Here is an 18,440-nt window from a genome sequence, read left to right as displayed (position 1 = left end):
GAGCCACTCAATCACTCCACAAAAAGGAGGGCTCAACATGTCATTATCATAATTTACGCATAGTTTTATAGAAAAAAGGGAAGGAGAAATGTAGTAAGGTTAATATTATACAGATGTGAAGGGTCTTGGAAGATGGAATCTAGTCGATTACTACTATTTTCTGGTCTGAATGGTTACTCTATAATGATAGTTAATTCTTAGCATTTTTTTAGCAAACGACATGGGAAGACATCTAAGGACGGTGAAGAACAATGACAAAATTTTTACCCTATGCAATCGTGTTGACATTGATGATGTGTTTATTTGCTGGGCAATTGTCAGCAAGTGCTGAAGGGCCAGTGGTAATTCAAAAAGTGATGAAGGATACGGTCATTTATGAAAAGCCTTCCAAAACTAGCAATGAGATGGGGGAATTGGCGAAGGGACACTTTGTCACAGTGACGCAAGCAAGCAAAGGGTGGACACATATTCAAACGCCAGAGCAGGCAGGCTTTGTGCCATCTGATGTTTTAGTCAAGTTGAAGTCTGTCGGCTATTTAGTCATTCAAAAGGGTGGTGCGACGCTATTTACTGCGCCAAGCCAAAATGCACAGCAGGCAGGATCGCTTTATGAAGGACGCATGATTTATGTGTATGGCACAGCACCTGGAGGCTGGTCTTTCGTCCAATATGGGCAGGATATAGGATATGTGGCAACAAATGCTTTAAAAAAACCTGTTCCAACGAAGAAACGAATCAACGCTGTGGCTGGTGCTGAATTACGTTTAACTGCTAGCCCACATGGAGAAGTTCTTGGTACACTTGCCAATAATACAGCTGTCCAGTATTACATAACGCTTGCAGGCTGGGCCTATGTAGAAGCGGGCGACCAAAAAGGGTATGTCAAAGCTTCTGAGCTAGCCAATATTCAGCTAACCGATAATAAAGTGTATAATAAAGGTGTGCCAGTAGTGAAGGGTGCTAAAAAACGTGTAGCTTTAACATTTGATGATGGGCCTAACGCCAAGGTAACACCGCAAATATTGGCGACTTTAAATAAATACGATGCGAAGGCTACATTCTTTATGGTAGGGAAAAATGTGTCAAGAAATGCTGCTATCGTCAAGCAAGTCTATGAGGCTGGGCATGAAATTGGCAACCATACCTTGAATCACAAAAAATTAACGGCTTTATCCATAGCAGAGGTTAAACAAGAAGTCAATGGCACAAGTAATGCGATTTATACAGCCATTGGCCAATACCCAACCGTTTTCCGTCCACCGTATGGGGCGACAAATGATCAAGTGCGCTCGTTCATGACGATCCCTTCGATTTTATGGTCGATTGATACACTAGATTGGAAACATCATAATGCGGATAAAATTTTAGCGTATGTGAAAGCCTCTGTAAAAGATGGCAGTATCATTTTAATGCATGATATTCATCAAACGACAGCGAATGGTTTAGAAAATGTCATTCTTTATTTACAGAAACAAGGCTATGAATTTGTTACAGTGAGTGAGATATTACAATAAATAATAGAAAAGCTGTGCAATTGTCTTCTAGAGACCACTGCACAGCTCCTTTTATTTAAATAAATTAATGGTTGTAATAATAATAGGAATCCCAAACACGTCGATTAAAAAGGCGCCGACAATTGGTACAACAAGAAAGGCTTTTTGAGAAGGTCCGAAGCGTTGCACAACAGCTGACATATTTGCCATGGCATTTGGTGTTGCCCCTAAACCATGTCCTGCAAAACCAGCTACCATCACAGCTGCATCGTAGTTTTTGCCGAGTAGCTTAAACAAAACGAAGATACTAAATACGACAATAAAGAATACTTGCACAAAAACGATGATGAATAATGGTAGCGCTAAATCAGCAATTTCCCATAATTTGATACTCATTAATGCCATTGAAAGGAACACGCCTAATGTTACATCCCCAATTAATGAAATGCTTTTCATATTAATTGCTTGAGGTTTAACTTTATCCATAATATTACGTACTAATACAGCCACAAACATTGCGCCTACATAGCCTGGTAGGACGAAGCCTGTTGCTTCTGAGAATAATGTCCCAACATATGTGCCGACAGCCATGCTGAACGTAATCAATAAGACTTGTGTAAAGAACGAGTCAGATGTAATTTGTTCGTGTTTATTTTCATATTCGACTGCTTCAGCTTCTTGTTCATCAGGTGTTAAATTGTATTTACCGACTAAATATTTGACAATCGGACCACCAATTAATCCACCAGCAACTAGACCACAAGTTGCGGCAGCAGCCCCAATCGTCATGGCTGAGGAAATGCCCAAATCTTCTAATGTTTGTCCAAATGCGGCAGCAGCCCCATGACCACCTTCCATGGAAACAGCACCAGCCATCATTCCGATTAAAGGATGAATCCCCATGAGGGAGGCAAGTGATACCCCAATGACATTTTGCATTAAAGCAAGGAAGCCACAGGCTAGCCAATAAATAACTAATAATTTTCCTCCGAGTCTTACTAACTTAAAGCTTGCCCCTAAGCCAATCGTTGTGAAGAACGTAATCATAAATAAGCTTTGCAAGGACGTATCGAGCGATATTTCTAGAACACCAGTTGTTTTTAAGATGGTAGCGAGAGCAGCGAACAATAAACCACCTACCACCGGAGCTGGAATACAAAATCGCTTTAAAAATCCGATTTTATTAATAAGAAAGCTTCCCAATGCAAAGAGTGCGACGGCTAAAAACACCGTTGTTATTTGATTAATTTCGATCATGAGCCTTGCCCCCTAAGTAAGTTGTTCAGTGCTTCATACACAAAATAAGCACCTAATTTAACCGTTCGTCCATTTTCATCTAATAACGGATTGACCTCACAAACATCAAATGAATGTGTATGAGGATGTGCAGTGACTTTTTGTAGGATCGTGCGTACCGTTGATGGGTCAAGCCCAAACGGTGAAGGTGCACTTACACCTGGAGCAAACGCTGCATTCAAGACATCCATACATAAGGTTAAAAGAACATAATCATGTTGATCCATATAGTGTTGTAGCTCATCCAATAATTGCTGTTGGTTGGCTACTGTCATGTGATCTTCAAACACATACTTTACCTGTAATTCATCCGCTTTTTCGAATAGTTCTCTTGTATTGCCATAGCGTTGAATACCGACAACAAAATAATCAGCATATGGATCCTGTTCTAAAATTTGACGGAACATAGTACCAGAAGAAGACTGTTCATCGTATGGTCGTAAATCAAAATGAGCATCTATATTAATAATGCCGATTTTAGCATCCTTTGATAATGCTGAGCGAACACCTAAATAATGGCCATAAAGTGTTTCATGACCGCCGCCAAGCACAATACATGGACATTTTTTTTGCAATACTGTTCCGACAATTTCACCAAGCTCACGCTGCGCTTCCTCTAAATTATGATTAAGACAAACGATGTTGCCAACATCAATGATTTGTTGATCATCTTCAAATGTCCACGGTAAACTAGCTAGTCCTTCCCGTAGTGCGTTCGGTCCATTGGCTGCTCCTAGACGACCTTGATTTCGACGTACCCCTTCATCGCAAATAAAACCAACGAGTGCAGCCCTTTTCTTATCTGAAGCGCTTACATCATTAATCGCCAATCTTTTTACTTGTTGATGTAAACGAAAACTGCTTGTATTTGTCGTTGAATCTATACGGCCTTTCCATTGTTTTTGATCTGTCAGTGTGTACATAATCCTATTCACCCCATTGTTAAAATTATTGTAGAAAAAGTATTGTTGTAATTCATTATATATTCACATAATTATAATTACTAATATATAATTAATATTAACTTATAGCTTTTAACTATAAATGAAGGAGGATTATATAAGTGGATATTAAACAACTACACTATTTTATTGCTGTTTCAGAACAAAGAAATTTCTCGAAAGCCGCAGAAAGACTGCATATTTCGCAGCCTTCCTTAAGTAATGCTATCAAAAAATTAGAACAAGAGATTGGTTCCCCCTTATTGGAGAGAAATACTAGAAATCTGCAATTAACAGAAGCTGGAGAGCTACTTTTTGAACGGGCAAAAGTTATTGTGAAAAATATGGAAGTATTGAAAATTGAAATGGATGAAGTCATTGTTCATGGCACGAGGGACATCACCATTGGTGTTATGGAATCGATCAAGCATTGGTTGCCTAAAGTAATCGCTAACTATAAAAAGGATTATCCACAAATGAAGATTCATTTAGTCGATATTTTAGGCAGTAAACGTGTGAAGAAATCGTTAAAAAGCTATAAAACCCATTTAATCATAACGAATCAGTTAATGGATGATCCAGAGTTGGAAGTCCAAACCTTATATGAAGAGAGGTTGGTTGCAGTGTTACCCTTACACCATCCGTTAGCCAGGAAAGAGACTTTAACCATCTCGGATATTAGTGAAGAGCCATTTATTATTAGTACCGAGGGCTTTCAAACAAGACACGATATTTTAACGATGTTTGAAAAGGCTGGGAAAAACATCAACATACAATTTGAAATCGAACGTTTTGAAACGGCTGTCTCACTAGTGCGTGAACAGTTAGGGATAACGATATTACCTGAAAACTATTTGCAAGGACCAACAGCCAAAACCATTGTAAAAAAAGAGATTGAAGGTGCAAATTTAAGTCGCAATGTTTATTTAGTATCTTTAAAAAATCGTCATTTACCATTGGCTATCCGACAATTATTGAAAGATATTTTGCATTCTTTTGAAAATAAGATGCTATAACTTGCAAGCAATCCTTAAGACATATTTTTTCTGTTTTATTAGAAAATTCATAATAGAACATTGCTTTACTAGAAAAATAGCGGTAACATTTAATGTAAGAATGAAAATGAATATTCATTCATTTTATGTTGTTGAAATAAGATTATGGCAATAGCAGAAAAAGACTTTTTGGCAAGGCGAAGGGTTGATTTCCGTTCCGCCAGCGTCCTTTCCAGCGTGCGTCCGATGAGCCGCTTCACTCACTGCATTCTCTCTAGGGTCTCACCTGTGACGTTAGTGACGCTAGCTCCACTCCAATCAACCATGTGGTAAAAGTGTCTTTTCCTTCTCTTTCATACGAGCCGTAGTGAACAAAATAGCCCTTTATTTTCAATGTGAAGAAGTGGTAAGTGACAACACATCTCCATAAAGGGTAGTGAATAACTTCACTTTAGTTGAAAACCTTGCTAAAAAGAAACATTTATATGAATTGGAGTGGAAGGGGGATAGTGAGACAGGCGAGCCTCTAAACGGAGCGGAAGCGGCTCGGCGCTCGCCGACAGGAAAGCAAGTAGCCTGCAACGGAAATCCATTTTCACCTTTCACAAAAATGCTATGGATGGTTTTGTTTTTCAACACGATGAAAATGAATTTTCATTCATTTTTAAAGTTCAAGCAAAGGGGGTATCTTCCAATGAATTTTTCTTATAGTGAAAAAGTTGTGAAGTTACAGGACAAGCTAACGAATTTTATGGAGCAATACATTTATCCAAATGAGGCTGTTTATGCAGCGCAGGTAGAGGCTATGGAGGATCGTTGGGGAGCGATTCCACCCATTATGGAGGAATTGAAACAGAAGGCACAACAGGCGGGATTGTGGAATTTATTTTTGCCAGATAGTGAATATGGAGCAGGATTAAGCAATTTAGAATACGCCCCTTTATGTGAAATTATGGGACGTTCACTACTGGCACCAGAAGTGTTTAATTGTAATGCACCAGATACTGGAAATATGGAAGTGCTTGTACGTTATGGCTCAGCACAACAAAAAAAGCAATGGCTTGAACCATTGTTACGAGGAGAAATACGGTCATGCTTTGCGATGACGGAGCCCGCTGTTGCATCTAGTGATGCTACCAATATAGAGGCGAGCATTGAGCGAGATGGCGATGAATACATTTTAAATGGCCATAAATGGTGGACGACAGGTGCTGGGGATCCTCGCTGTAAAGTGGCCATTTTTATGGGTAAACATAAGGATACAAATGCCCCTATCCATGAGCAACAGTCTATGATTCTCGTACCGATGGATACACCAGGGGTAAAAGTAGAGCGTATGCTGACTGCTTTTGGCTACGATCATGCACCAGAAGGACATGGTGAAGTTACCTTTACCAATGTACGTGTACCAGTGGACAATATTTTATGGGGAGAAGGAAAAGGGTTTGCCATTGCTCAAGGTCGACTAGGACCGGGAAGAATTCATCACTGTATGCGTCTCATCGGTGCTGCGGAGCGCGCATTGGAGGAAATGTGTGTGCGTGTTCAGGAGCGACAGGCGTTTCATCGACCGTTGGCAGATCAAGGAGTAATGCGTGAGCGTATTGCTGAATCTCGTATGGATATTGAGCAAGCAAGACTTTTAACATTGAAAGCGGCCTATATGATGGATACAGTGGGCAATAAAGAGGCTAAAGCTGAAATTGCTATGATTAAGGTAGTGGCACCAAATATGGCACTAAGGGTTATTGACCGAGCCATCCAAGCATTTGGTGCGGCTGGTGTTGGGTCAGATACGACGCTTGCTGCACAATGGGCAAACTCACGAACATTACGTTTAGCAGATGGTCCTGATGAAGTACATCGTAATACCATTGCTAAATTAGAATTGAAAAAGCATGCGAAAAAACAAGAGGAGCTGATGAAATGACGGTCCTAGAGTTATTTAGCTTAAAAGGTAAAACAGCGATAGTGACAGGTGGGGGACGGGGACTCGGAGCGCAAATTGCTCAAGGATTTGCAGAGGCTGGGGCCAATGTCGTCTTATGCTCAAGAAAAGTGGAAGCGTGTGAGGAGATTGCCATAGCACTTGAAAAGCTAGGTGTTCAAACATTAGCACTAGCCTGTGATGTCACAAAACCAGAGGATATTGCTAATGTGGTGGCTAAAACGATTACTACATTCGGTAAAATAGATATTTTAGTCAATAATAGTGGTGCTTCATGGGGGACACCTGCCATTGATATGCCCTACGAAGCCTGGCAAAAAGTATTTGATGTCAATGTCAACGGGACCTTTTTGATGAGCCAAGCAGTGGGCAAAATTATGCTGGAGCAGAAAAGCGGCAAAATTATTAATATTGCTTCCATCGCAGGACTTGGGGGCACACTTCCCGCCTTTATGGATACCATTGCCTATAATGCGAGTAAAGGAGCCGTTATAACCTTAACGAAGGATTTAGCTGTTAAATGGGGACCACACGGTGTCAATGTCAATGCGATAGCACCTGGATTTTTCCCAACGAAAATGTCCAATGTTTTAATTGAACGAGGACAGGACTATTTGATGGACGTTACACCGTTAAAACGTTTAGGCTCAGAAAATGATTTGAAAGGTGTGGCGTTATTTTTAGCAGCACCAGCTTCAGACTATGTAACAGGTGATGTCATTGTTGTAGATGGGGGCATGAGCTCTATCATTTAGGGAGGGAATAAAATGGATACGATGCAAGTAAGGGCAAGTGAGCGTTTAGATGTGGACAAATTACATGCCTTTCTGGCAAGCTATTTTCCTGAGCTACCACAGGGTGAACTTGAAATTTCGCAATTTAGTGCAGGGCATTCCAATTTAACGTATTGTTTAAAAATAGCTGATTTCGAAGTCGTTCTTCGTCGTCCACCGCTTGGACCAGTAGCCAAGAAAGCACATGATATGAAGCGTGAATTTACAATTTTATCAGCATTGCATCCGTTTTTAACAGCGGTTCCAAAGCCATATGCCTATGTAGAGGATCGAGATGTTATTGGTAGCGACTTCTTTTTAATGGAGCGCAAAAAAGGTATTGTCCTCGATACGCATTTTCCAAATGGGACAGAGCCAACAGAGGAGCTAGCCCGTCAGTTGTCCGAAATGATGGTAGACTCTTTAGTGGCGCTTCATGCCATTCCCTACCAAGACACAGCGTTAAAGGATATGGTGAAGCCTGATGGATTTATGGAACGACAAGTTCATGGCTGGATAGAGCGCTATGAAAAGGCCAAAACAGCAGAACATGCGGAAGTAGCTATTTTGACAGAGTGGTTAAAAAATAATATTCCTTCCAATAATGAGGCAACCATTATTCATTATGACTATAAATTGAATAATGCGATGTTTTCTGAGGACTATGCCGAAATGATTGGCCTTTTTGATTGGGAAATGACGACGGTAGGGGACCCTTTAGCCGATGTCGGTGTAGCAATGAGCTACTGGATGCATGCGGATGACCCGAAAATGTTGTTATATGCACTGGGAGAACCACCAGTAACCATTTTACCAGGATTTTATACGCGACAACAGTTTATTGAACGATATGCGGAGAAAAGTGGGCGAGATATTTCGACTATTCATTATTACTGTACATTTGCTTATTTCAAATTAGCCGTTATTTGTCAGCAAATTTATTATCGTTATGCTAAGGGGCAAACACAGGACGACCGCTTTGCTCAGTTGGATAAAATGGTCGCTGCACTCATACAACAGGCTTCTAAATCGATATAAATTCTAAAAAACGGTTACTTTTTACTAAGTAACTGTTTTTTTATTGCTCTCAATAACAGATTATCCGACATTATAAAATATAATTATTTATAGCTACTCGCACCAACCCTTCTTAATAGCCAAAACAACACACGTAAAAAAATTAAGAGAGATGGAATGTATGTTCTTATTTTATCACATATGCCTTCTTTTTGCGAAAAAAAGGATTTTATATAAAACAACAATATTTTATTGTTTATCGATAAATAATTGTTGACTTAGAATGTGTATAAAGCTATTATAACAATAGTGAATAGGTGTTTGATAATTGATCAAATACAAATTTAAACAAATAGATGGAGGAAGCAACAATGAAAAAATATTTACTAGCTACAATTCCAATGGTACTTGGGGTTTTATGTTTATTTATAAAGGGGATTATTGGTGATGAAATATTAGCGGATGGAACGATCGTGGAGAAGAATTTCTTTTTCATTCCATTAAGCTATCTATTTTTCTTTAGTGGTATACTGACATTCTTATTTATGGCCCTTTTTTCAAAAATAAAAAATATGAACATCGCAAAATAATGCTAAAAACAGGCCCTAAATAGGAGCCTGTTTTTTTACGACCATATTTGATCAAGTTTATCACTGTAATAGTGAATAGCTTTTTTATAATCTTGAATGCCCTGATGATTGGTTGTGCGTAATAATGTCTGAAGTAATGTCTCCATCGATTTTACATGGTCGCCAAGATTGTAAAGTGTCATGGCATAGAAGACCTTGACATGCTCGGCTTCAGGGAATTCGTGAATGGCTTGTATAAAGATTTGTTCGGCTTGCTCATATTGCCCTAATGTCCGATAAGTGCTACCTAAACCAAGATAAGCATCTATTAAAACATCTGGTTCCAGTCCTAATTTAATCGCTTTTTCATAATGGGGGACTGCCTCCTTTTCTTTTCCTAAAGAATCAAAGGTCCAGGCACATTGAAATTGATAGTAAGCATTTTCAGGATGTTCCTTGACTAGTCCCACCATCAATTGATTTGCTTCCTCAAGCTGTCCGTTTTTTCTCAATGTGATAAGATGTGCTATTTGTTTATCCATATTATTAACCCTCTCGTTATATTTTATAATAAATTACCATTCGCGAAAATAATCTTCAATCAACAATTCGAATGAATCTACTAATAGCCTCATTTCTCCCGAATCATGATAACAAATGAAAACCTTACCTGATGAATCGATAAAAATGGGATTGCCCTCACCATCCATTGAAAAGACATAGCTAGTGTCTAGAATGTTTGGAGATAGAACATCTTTGTATTGGTGACGAAAATCCAGGGTTAGTTAAATCGACAACGGTTTCGTTTCCAATACTAGAGCCATTAGAAAAAGCATGAACTGCTATTCCAGCATAGGCACCCCCAAATATTTCAATGAATGTTACATAATCAGCATGAAATTGTACATGAGGTTGCTGCTGATCTTCTTGGCTAGCTGGAGTGCCTACTAAGGAATGCTGATCCTTTTGTTTATTATACATGATCTCGAATTGCTAGAAACCTGTAGGAATGGTATTGTTTATGTCATAGTAACATTCATGAGGTGATAGAATGCTAGAGCGTTCAATGGAAAAAACACGGGAACATCAAGAGGAAAGGAAGTGATTAAACAAAACAAGAAAAGAGGATTAAGATGATGACTTATCAAAAAATAATTTGTGATGGATTTGAATTAAATTATTGTATAAAAGGGCAAGGTCAGCCGATTTTGGTGGTGGGTAGCAGTGTTTATTATCCGCGTTTGTTCTCTGAAAACTTTTCCCAACATTTTCAGCTTATTTTTTTAGATCATCGAGGATTTGGCAAGCCAACTCGTGCATTTAAACAAGCTGATTATACATTGGATAAAATAGTGGAGGATATAGAGCATGCAAGACAAATCCTAAAGCTAGATGACTTAATTATTGCAGGGCATTCGGGGCATGCATTTATGGCGGTGGCGTATGCCAAAGCCTACCCTCAGCATGTTCAAAAAATGATCCTATTAAATACAGCAACAACGAACAGCCAAAAGAGACAGCAACAAAGTTTGTCTTATTTTGAGGCATATGCAAGTGCGAAGCGTAAACATCAATTTCAGCAGGATATTGCTTTATTGGAACAGGATCTAAAGAGAGAACCTGAACGACGTTTTGTTCATATGTGTATTCGGATGGGTGCACATAGCTTTTATGATTACACATTCAACGCTACCTCTACATGGGATGGCGTGTATCCGAATATGGAAATCATTGATTATCTTTGGGGTGTAGCTTTTGCTGAGCAGAACCTTTTACAGCAAATACATCACTTAAACATGCCGATTTTTGTCGGTCTAGGTAGGTATGATTATCTAGTTGCGCCTGTATCATTATGGGATGCAATGGAGTGTACTCCTCATGTAAAGAAAGTTATTTTTGAAAAAAGTGGTCATAATCCTATGCTGGAAGAACCTGAATATTTTGATGAACAATTAATTGCATGGATAAACGAAGGATAGTTATTTTTGGCTGGTGATGCTTTTATAGCAAATAACCAGCCTTTTTCCTTTCTTTAACCATAAAAAAGGCTACTCCCAAAAGGGAAGAGCCAAAGTATTAGCTTGCAGAACAAGCTTTGCGTATCGCATCAATTTGTCGACAGTCAATCATCACAGGAACGGCTTGATCATCTATTTGAAGGAAATACCCACAGCAACTTTGCGAATCAAGATAGATAAAGTAAATACTTAAAAATTGACAGCCGTTCGAGAGGTATACATCGACTAAAGTTCCAGGTTTAAAATATTCTAAATGATGGCAAATACAACTGTCACACTGCTTTTTGGCTTGCTCCTTCTTCTTATATGTTTTTTCATATTGGGGGCTATTATAGTATTTGATTGTATATGACTCTTCCTCATCCACATGATGATCGATGTCAGAATAGTAACCTGAGCAAAAATTCTTTGAGGCACAATAGCATTTAGCAAACTTATGATAATTATTAAACTCCCAATTCATTCGTTTTAAAGATCTGTTTTCATCCATTCCTTAAACGCTCCTTTATGGTTTGAATGTCTTGCTAGCACGAGGCACCTATTTCTAATCTATGTCAAAGAGCATTTGGGAGATGGTAAAATGTCCAATTGTTTGTAGAATAAAAGAAAAGACTAGACTCACAAGTAGAGTCTAGCTTTGCAGATCATGTTTGCAATCGCCTTGTAATAAACTATATATTTCTAAATCGACAACTCCTTTACCAGACCATAATGAAGCTTGTCTCAATAGACCCTCTTTTAAAAAGCCATTTTTTAGCAGGACTTTTTTCGAAGGCTCATTTAACGGCATGACCTCAGCTTGAATTCGATTAACATTTACATCCTCTAATAAAAATTTCACAATGATTTCGACTGCCTCTGTAGCGATGCCTTTGCCCCAAGATGTCTCAGCTAAATAGTAACCAATTGTTACCATATCTACTTTTTGATTAAAGTCCATTGCTTCGATAATACCTACTAGTTTTTCACTTTGTGATTTTTCGAAAATACCCCATTTAATTCTGCTTTTCTTCGAATAATCTCGTTCAAAATGAGCAATCATTTTTTGAACAGTTTGTAAGTTGTGTTTTGGGATGATTCCGCAGTACTCAAATACTTTGTCATTATCATAAATGGCAAATAATTCTTGTAAATGGGATTCTTCTATTTTTTTTAATTCCAAAGTTGTTGAATGTAAGATTGGGAATTGTTTAAATACTTTTTCAATAATCATTGATGTTGCTCCTTTTTATTCTTTAATGGGAATGTATATTGTCATCTTCATATCATGTGGATAGATAGATTGCATGACATCGGTTATTTCAAAATCAGGGCCTGCATCTCGCTCATAATTAGAGTTTGGTAGCCATACTCCGTAAATGTAACGTCTTGTATTTTGAATTCCTTCCGCAGTGCTATTCAATGTGAATTCCGCATATTTACCAGCAGGAATTTCAAGGTGAACGAAGCCTTTCTCTAATTGCTCCTCAAAGCAATGAACTTCCTCTCCTACAATAAAGGAAAATTGACCATCCTCTTGAAAACCTGTAGAAATGCCATATGCCATATTAGGGGCTACCTTATGTGAGATTCGCTCATAATACTGCTGTTGGCCAAAATCTAAATAAAAGCTTGGGATGTCTGCATAATACTGATCGTTTTGTAAGGACGTTTTGTATTCATAGCCAGTGATACATTTTTTAGGTAATTGAAGTATTTCTGGTCGCTGCATAGGGAGTTCTCCTTCCAGTTTATAATCCAAAAAGTTCATTTTGGTTAGAAGTGGTATGGAGTTGGCTCCTTTTCGGTACTTAGCAGGTGTGACGCCAAAATATTGAACGAATGCTCGTGTAAACGCCTCTTGAGAACCATATTGAAAGTTGATCGCAATTTCCAGTATGTTCTTGGGAGTAGTTACTAATAGAGAGGCCGCTTCAGAAAGCCTTCTGTTGCGAATATACTGCTGTACCGAAAATCCTGTAATAGCTTGAAAAAGTCGTTGGAAATGAAATGCAGAAAAGTAAGATTGGGAAGAAATAGCTGTGATCGTTAACTTTTCCTGTAGATTGTCCTCAATAAACTCTATGGCGTTTTGTATTCTTTCAAAATAATCCATACCATCATCCTTTCTCGACTTAATAGTACTGTTTCAGCGAAAGTATTTTTTGATAATTTGTGCTAATTTGTACATTAAATGGTCATCAACATGAAATCAATAGAAATATTGAATTAAACGTTCAATTCAAATTTACAAGATAATGATAGTTAGCTCTATGTTCCCATTTTTCTTTGGCATAATATGTTCAGCGAATTACACGTATCTTAAAACAACCTAATCAAGAAACGTCACTCATTACATTTGAAGCGGCTGTTAATGGAAATGACCAGCACTCTGAAAAAGAGTCTGGTCATTTTTGGTTGCTTAATTTAGTTTTAATTTTGTAGCAGTCCCGATTCCTTTTGTATGAACATCGACCTTAATACGAACAGTTAGCTCGGGATAAAGGGTTGGCCAGTCTTTTTTTATTCGATTCCATGCATGGTAGTCCTCTCGGTGTAGCACTTCACTAAATTTTAAAATGTCGGCTTGATAGGTTTGTTGGATCGTATGAAGCGTGCGTTCTAAGCTCTCTTTAATTTGTCTACTCGTCTCTTTATTTAATGTATCGATAGTTTCAGGTTTCGTTAAATCCAGATGACAACCTACCTCAGCTATGTTTTGGTCAATATCAAGTTGAATCGTAATGGAAGGGCTGTCATTTTGAAAATGGCCCGTCACTTTTGTTGAAGAGTTGATAATTTCTGTCGATATTTTTCCTTGCTCAGGGCAGGCAATATTTTCAAACGTACTTTTTATATGATTGTTTAAAAAATTATAATCTCTGCTTTCTTGTTCGGTTAAAAAGCCAATTAGCTTATAATTTTTAAAAACGGCCATTCCACCATATTGTAATTGTACAGGGCTCTCAATTTTTTCTATATTGCTAATAGATTTTCCAATATCCGCATCTCCGAGTATTTGAATAGAAGGTAATACGGCACTATGATCAATACCACCTAAAGATTGGACTAAATCATCTAAAATTACAGATTCTGTCGTTCCCCATGCAGCTTCTGAAACCTTTAAGGATTTAAACATTTTACTGGCAGGAACATCCTCTAGCGGTGTTAAAACACTTAAAATTTCTTGTGCAGTCGATTCTTGGGTAACGATAATGTTAAATTCGCTCCGACCCTCAGCATCTCTTTGAAATAAATCCAAAATGCTATTCATTCCTTCTTTAGCCATTTCCTCTCCAATAATAATGATCTGAGCATGTGCATAATAAGGCTTCCTTGGCGTTAGCGTTGTTAATTTTCGAATGGCATCAAATAAGGATTTTCCCTTTGCGTGATAGGTGAAAACAGGAACTTGAAAGCTGGTTGCTTTGTTCGAGGCTACTTGACTAGGGTTAACGATTTGAACGGAGATTTCAACAAGCTCGTCTGATTTATCGACCCCAACAGCCGTAACAATGGCTAATTCATTTAACTCTCGTTTATTCCAACAGCCACCTAGCAAAAGAATCACGCTAAGCAGTAGGATGAAAAATAGTGTGTGTTTGATGATGGGCACCTCCTCTAGGAAAAGGGCTAAGTCATTTCCGATACTATTAAGGATAAGCAAAAGCCATGCAAAATAATCGATATCGACGAGATTCTTTTTGGAGGAAAGTAAAGTATGGAAAGGGAACCTGTATGTATAAAAGCGGGGAAATGGAGGAAATGGCAATGAAGGAAGTAGTAATAGGTGTAGAAGCTATTTTTATCTCGAACCCAAATTATCGGCAAAATGGTATGAGGACATATTGCTTTTAAGCTTCTATATAGGACGGGGCAGCTGTCATGAAAAACACCGTCATTTGTTTAGTAAAAGCGAAGGAACACTAGCCATTACGTTTTCCAGAGATACATTTTGGGGTCGGTAAATATTTTAATTTCATGTTGCATAAAATCGAAGGGACCTATCAATTTTTAGTGGAGCATGATGTGAAAGTCAATGCTCTAGGAGGGGAGGGAAAAACAAAAGATGGAAATCCTTTAGGGGTTTATCAATCATAAGCGGGTCACTGCATGAACAGTGACCCTAGTAACAAGTCTTGGAGGTGTAAGGCTAATTAGCTTTACACTACTATAGTATACTGATTCTCTATATCGATGTAGTTAATTGCCTGGGAAATAGAGAGAAAATTAAGAATTATGAAAAATGCTGTTCAACCCCAAAAGAAGGAAGTGGCAGTGTACCATAGGCTTCCTATAAATTATGTGGATGGAACAACTGGAAATGGTGAGTTTCATGACACCTTTTATAGTAACCATTCACCAGACAAGCTAGGCATTCAATACAGTGTGAAAAATAAAGGCACACAACAATTTAGTTGGAAAATGATTGACTCAGATGGCAAGCTATGGGCTCAAGGGACATTAGCAGCTGGAAAAGCACATACGGCAATACTGGAAAAAGGAAGCTATACTATGCCAGAAGGAATGTATTCTATGTCCATTATTACGATAGATGGTGCGGAGGGCATGTTTGATTTTGCTGTAAAATTGGTGGAATAAAAACTTTTTAAAATAGATGTAACTTTTTTAAAATATCACTCGTCTAACTCATTAGTAGAATACAAAAACTAAAGCAAACTAGTAACATTCACTTTTCACAAAGGGACCAGGAGCACATTTTTCGTGTTTTCCTGGTCTTTTTGTGTAGCATTATCTATTTTTAACGAAAAAATGAAACCTTTATGGAATTTAGACGTATTCTTAATTGAATCAAAAGCTAAGCAAAATTAGTAAGATTCACTTTCACTAAAAAGGCTAGGACCCACATGAGGATGTAGGGATCTAGTCCTTTTTGATATTTGTATAGTGAGCAAGAATTCATCGTGTTGAAAAACAAGCAATAGAATTTTAGTGAAATATCATCTTTTTCAACAATATGAGAGGACCAGCACTCGTGGAGAGTGACCGGTCCTTTTGTTTACTTGCTCTGCAAAGTATTTTATAGAATGAACACTATAAAATTTGAAAGGGCAATTTATTTTCTCGAAAAACCATTAAATTCCCTTAAAAGTTTATTGGAAAATATTTTAACTTGTTCAGTGCTCCAACTTATCGTAGTATTATAACGAATCAAAACTAAGCAAATTAGTAAGATTCACTTTCACAATAAAACCAGATGCTCCTCAAAGATGAGCACCTGGTTTTTTGTTTTAGGGTCAACTATTCATATTAGCTGAGATTTTTAATTTGTAGTAAGCATACAGACAACAAATCAATCCGTCAGAACATATGATGCCTCCGATCATTCTAAAACAGGCTATACAGCTTTCCATCATATATATTGTCTGCTGGCAGCTATGTTTTGATTGACAAGTATAGGGGTCTTATTCTTCAATGGTTTCTTCATACGTTTTACGACCCGGGTTTATTTTTGTTACTTGGATCGTTATGTCCCCAATGGAATCCTTTGTTAAAGGGATTTTTCCATCTTTCTCTAACTTTTTCCACGTCTTGACGTTGGAGCGATAGAGATACTCTGAAAAACGATAAATATCAACGTCCAACTTTAAACCTTCCTCATAGGTTGTCAATATTTGTTTTTTTACTTCTTTTATAATATTGGCTCTCACCTCATCAGAGTTTATTTTTCCCTTAAATCCATTCAAGGTAGCACGCAAATGAATCGTAATATCAAATGTCACTTGGTTATTCTTAATGACAGGCTTCACTTTGACATCTAATTTATCTAAATCAGCGGTTAGATAATCTCTTTCGCCACCTTCTAATTTAAAGGTGACCTCTCCGCGACTAGTTTCATTATGCATCCATTGATTGCCTTTTGCTGCAGAATTCTTAATAAAGCCTTTAAAGCCATCCTTTGAGAGAATTCCTACACCTGAGAACGTTGTTTCTTCAACTTCTTCATCCATCGTTTCCCAATCTTTCATGATGGACACGTAGGGGATACTGACCTCATGGCTCGGTTCATTTAAACCAATAATTAAATTTCTTAAGTTTTGAGGCTCAATAAAGGATTCTTGTTGCGTTGTATTGACAGGATTACTTAATTTTGAAGAAGTCAGAGAATTTCTTAAAATCGGTGTGATAAGCATGACATCTTTAATAGGGTCCGTTGTACTGTAGACCCAAATATGATAACGAGTCTCTCGAAAACGAATGAACGTATCAATCACAGGGATACTTCGTTCATTTTCCATGGCTCGTTCTGTAAAGAGCAAATACCTCATATGCCCCCAAAAAATCTCCTGGTCAGAGGAACGATACAATTTATAAATTGCTTCTTCCACGGTTTTACCTTCAGCAAAGCCTACTTCAGCAGGTGCAACATTGCCACTAGGCTGATCGGATTTCGCTACATCAGCAAAATTAATAATTTGTAGATAAACCTTGTACTGATTATCCTCATAATCTACCCCAACGGCATTGACATAATACATTCTTTGAGGCTCCGTCACATCCCAACAACCGGTCATAAAAAAGGCAGACGTTAAAATGAATAGGAGAAATACGATATGTTTTTTTGTCATCATGTCCCTACTTTTATATTTGGTTAGTTATCAAATAGTTTTGACAAAAATATAAGGATTTATAAGTATGAATGTTGAATAGAGAATAGGCTATGACGGATATGAATATTCGCGAAGAGAAGTGAAATACTCGCGGAGAGAAGTGAAATACTCGCGGAGAGAAGTGAAATACTCGCGGAGAGAAGTGAAATACTCGCGGAGAGGAGTGAAATACTCGCGGAGAGGAGTGAAATACTCGCGGAGAGGAGTGAAATACTCGCGAAGAGGAGTGAAATACTCGCGGAGAGGAGTGAAATACTCGCGGAGAGGAGTGAAATACTCGCGGAGAGGGGTGAAATACTCGCGAAGAGGGGTGAAATACTCGCGAAGAGGAGTGAAATACTCGCGGAGAGGAGTGAAATACTCGCGGAGAGGGGTGAAATACTCGCGGAGAGGGGTGAAATACTCGCGAAGAGGAGTGGATTCTCACGAACGGAGTAAATAACTTATAGCGCGGTACAATAAAAGAGAATGTGTTAATGTAAGTCGCATTAACACACATCGTTTACTTATTTATTCTCTATTAATATGATTAAAAACATGGGTCTCCATTAGTTTATCCTACATTGCAAGAATATATTAGTATGTCCTCTGGTTCTTCCATGAAACTGATTATTAATACTGTCTGAATAAGCATTGGAATGCATGGATAGTGTAAGATGATATTTTCGGTAACTTCACGACACATTATCGCAGAGGAACATTCGTTTTTCCTGAACTTTTTGCAGCATTTTTCAGAAAGATCCTCAGCTAGTACAAATTTTTTATACACTACAAACATA

Annotated in this window: 16 protein-coding genes and 1 pseudogene; 8 read left to right on the top strand and 9 right to left on the bottom strand. The window is 38.0% G+C overall.

Annotation, left to right across the window (positions count from 1 at the left end; all coding sequences use genetic code 11):
- Nucleotides 1–251: 251 nt before the first annotated feature.
- Nucleotides 252–1,514 (top strand): polysaccharide deacetylase family protein, encoded by a 1,263-nt coding sequence (locus MKY46_RS12955; RefSeq protein ID WP_101966729.1) that lies wholly within the window; start codon nucleotides 252–254, stop codon nucleotides 1,512–1,514.
- 51 nt (nucleotides 1,515–1,565) lie between these two features.
- On the opposite strand, the gene gltS is transcribed toward MKY46_RS12955, so the two are convergent.
- Complete coding sequence (gene gltS, locus MKY46_RS12950) at nucleotides 1,566–2,750, bottom strand: sodium/glutamate symporter (RefSeq protein ID WP_058843652.1); 1,185 nt, start codon at nucleotides 2,748–2,750, stop codon at nucleotides 1,566–1,568.
- Nucleotides 2,747–3,712 (bottom strand): formimidoylglutamase, encoded by a 966-nt coding sequence (gene hutG / locus MKY46_RS12945; RefSeq protein ID WP_340834431.1) that lies wholly within the window; start codon nucleotides 3,710–3,712, stop codon nucleotides 2,747–2,749. The genes gltS and hutG overlap by 4 nt, the downstream gene beginning before the upstream one ends.
- Before the next feature lie 140 nt (nucleotides 3,713–3,852).
- On the opposite strand from hutG, the gene MKY46_RS12940 reads away from it, so the two are divergent.
- The 5 genes from MKY46_RS12940 to MKY46_RS12920 all read left to right on the top strand — a co-directional run bounded on the left by MKY46_RS12940 (nucleotide 3,853) and on the right by MKY46_RS12920 (nucleotide 9,053).
- Nucleotides 3,853–4,746 carry a LysR family transcriptional regulator gene (locus tag MKY46_RS12940; protein ID WP_101966727.1) on the top strand — a complete coding sequence of 298 codons (894 nt, stop codon included), beginning with the start codon at nucleotides 3,853–3,855 and terminating at the stop codon, nucleotides 4,744–4,746.
- A gap of 673 nt (nucleotides 4,747–5,419) precedes the next feature.
- On the top strand, nucleotides 5,420–6,655 hold the full coding sequence (locus MKY46_RS12935) for an acyl-CoA dehydrogenase family protein (protein WP_340834429.1): 1,236 nt from the start codon (nucleotides 5,420–5,422) through the stop codon (nucleotides 6,653–6,655).
- Entirely contained in the window at nucleotides 6,652–7,428 is a 777-nt protein-coding gene (locus MKY46_RS12930) for an SDR family oxidoreductase (protein WP_036117118.1), read from the top strand. The genes MKY46_RS12935 and MKY46_RS12930 overlap by 4 nt, the downstream gene beginning before the upstream one ends.
- A 12-nt stretch (nucleotides 7,429–7,440) precedes the next feature.
- Nucleotides 7,441–8,484 carry a phosphotransferase family protein gene (locus MKY46_RS12925; protein WP_340834428.1) on the top strand — a complete coding sequence of 348 codons (1,044 nt, stop codon included), beginning with the start codon at nucleotides 7,441–7,443 and terminating at the stop codon, nucleotides 8,482–8,484.
- A gap of 350 nt (nucleotides 8,485–8,834) precedes the next feature.
- Nucleotides 8,835–9,053, top strand: a complete 219-nt coding sequence (locus MKY46_RS12920) for a DUF3955 domain-containing protein (RefSeq protein ID WP_340834425.1) — start codon at nucleotides 8,835–8,837, stop codon at nucleotides 9,051–9,053.
- A gap of 35 nt (nucleotides 9,054–9,088) precedes the next feature.
- Here the strand turns inward: MKY46_RS12920 and MKY46_RS12915 are convergent, their stop codons facing one another.
- Entirely contained in the window at nucleotides 9,089–9,574 is a 486-nt protein-coding gene (locus MKY46_RS12915) for a tetratricopeptide repeat protein (RefSeq protein WP_340834422.1), read from the bottom strand.
- A gap of 33 nt (nucleotides 9,575–9,607) precedes the next feature.
- Nucleotides 9,608–10,013, bottom strand: a pseudogene (locus MKY46_RS23820) (SMI1/KNR4 family protein).
- Nucleotides 10,014–10,165: 152 nt separating this feature from the next.
- Here MKY46_RS23820 and MKY46_RS12910 point away from each other — a divergent pair.
- Entirely contained in the window at nucleotides 10,166–11,011 is an 846-nt protein-coding gene (locus tag MKY46_RS12910; protein WP_036117103.1) for an alpha/beta fold hydrolase, read from the top strand.
- Between the two features lie 97 nt (nucleotides 11,012–11,108).
- On the opposite strand, the gene MKY46_RS12905 is transcribed toward MKY46_RS12910, so the two are convergent.
- From MKY46_RS12905 to MKY46_RS12890, 4 genes are all read right to left on the bottom strand, one after another.
- On the bottom strand, nucleotides 11,109–11,540 hold the full coding sequence (locus MKY46_RS12905; RefSeq protein WP_340834420.1) for a hypothetical protein: 432 nt from the start codon (nucleotides 11,538–11,540) through the stop codon (nucleotides 11,109–11,111).
- A gap of 141 nt (nucleotides 11,541–11,681) precedes the next feature.
- A complete protein-coding gene (locus tag MKY46_RS12900; protein ID WP_036117099.1) occupies nucleotides 11,682–12,263 on the bottom strand; it encodes a GNAT family N-acetyltransferase in 582 nt (193 codons plus the stop codon).
- A gap of 15 nt (nucleotides 12,264–12,278) precedes the next feature.
- A complete protein-coding gene (locus MKY46_RS12895) occupies nucleotides 12,279–13,145 on the bottom strand; it encodes an AraC family transcriptional regulator (protein ID WP_089932693.1) in 867 nt (288 codons plus the stop codon).
- Nucleotides 13,146–13,451: 306 nt separating this feature from the next.
- Complete coding sequence (locus MKY46_RS12890) at nucleotides 13,452–14,645, bottom strand: Ger(x)C family spore germination protein (protein WP_155273165.1); 1,194 nt, start codon at nucleotides 14,643–14,645, stop codon at nucleotides 13,452–13,454.
- A 662-nt stretch (nucleotides 14,646–15,307) separates the two neighbouring features.
- On the opposite strand from MKY46_RS12890, the gene MKY46_RS12885 reads away from it, so the two are divergent.
- Nucleotides 15,308–15,631, top strand: coding sequence for a hypothetical protein (locus tag MKY46_RS12885; protein ID WP_340834418.1), 324 nt, complete (start codon nucleotides 15,308–15,310; stop codon nucleotides 15,629–15,631).
- Nucleotides 15,632–16,455: 824 nt separating this feature from the next.
- Here the strand turns inward: MKY46_RS12885 and MKY46_RS12880 are convergent.
- The gene (locus tag MKY46_RS12880) at nucleotides 16,456–17,619 is read right to left on the bottom strand and encodes a Ger(x)C family spore germination protein (RefSeq protein ID WP_036117094.1); all 1,164 of its coding nucleotides are present in this window, start codon (nucleotides 17,617–17,619) and stop codon (nucleotides 16,456–16,458) included.
- Nucleotides 17,620–18,440: the final 821 nt, after the last annotated feature.

The sequence above is a fragment of the Lysinibacillus sp. FSL M8-0355 genome (assembly GCF_038008985.1).
GTDB classification, from domain to species: Bacteria; Bacillota; Bacilli; order Bacillales_A; family Planococcaceae; genus Lysinibacillus; species Lysinibacillus fusiformis_D.
Note: the sequence above shows the minus strand (reverse complement) of the source record. Positions and strands in the feature narration are given on the sequence as shown.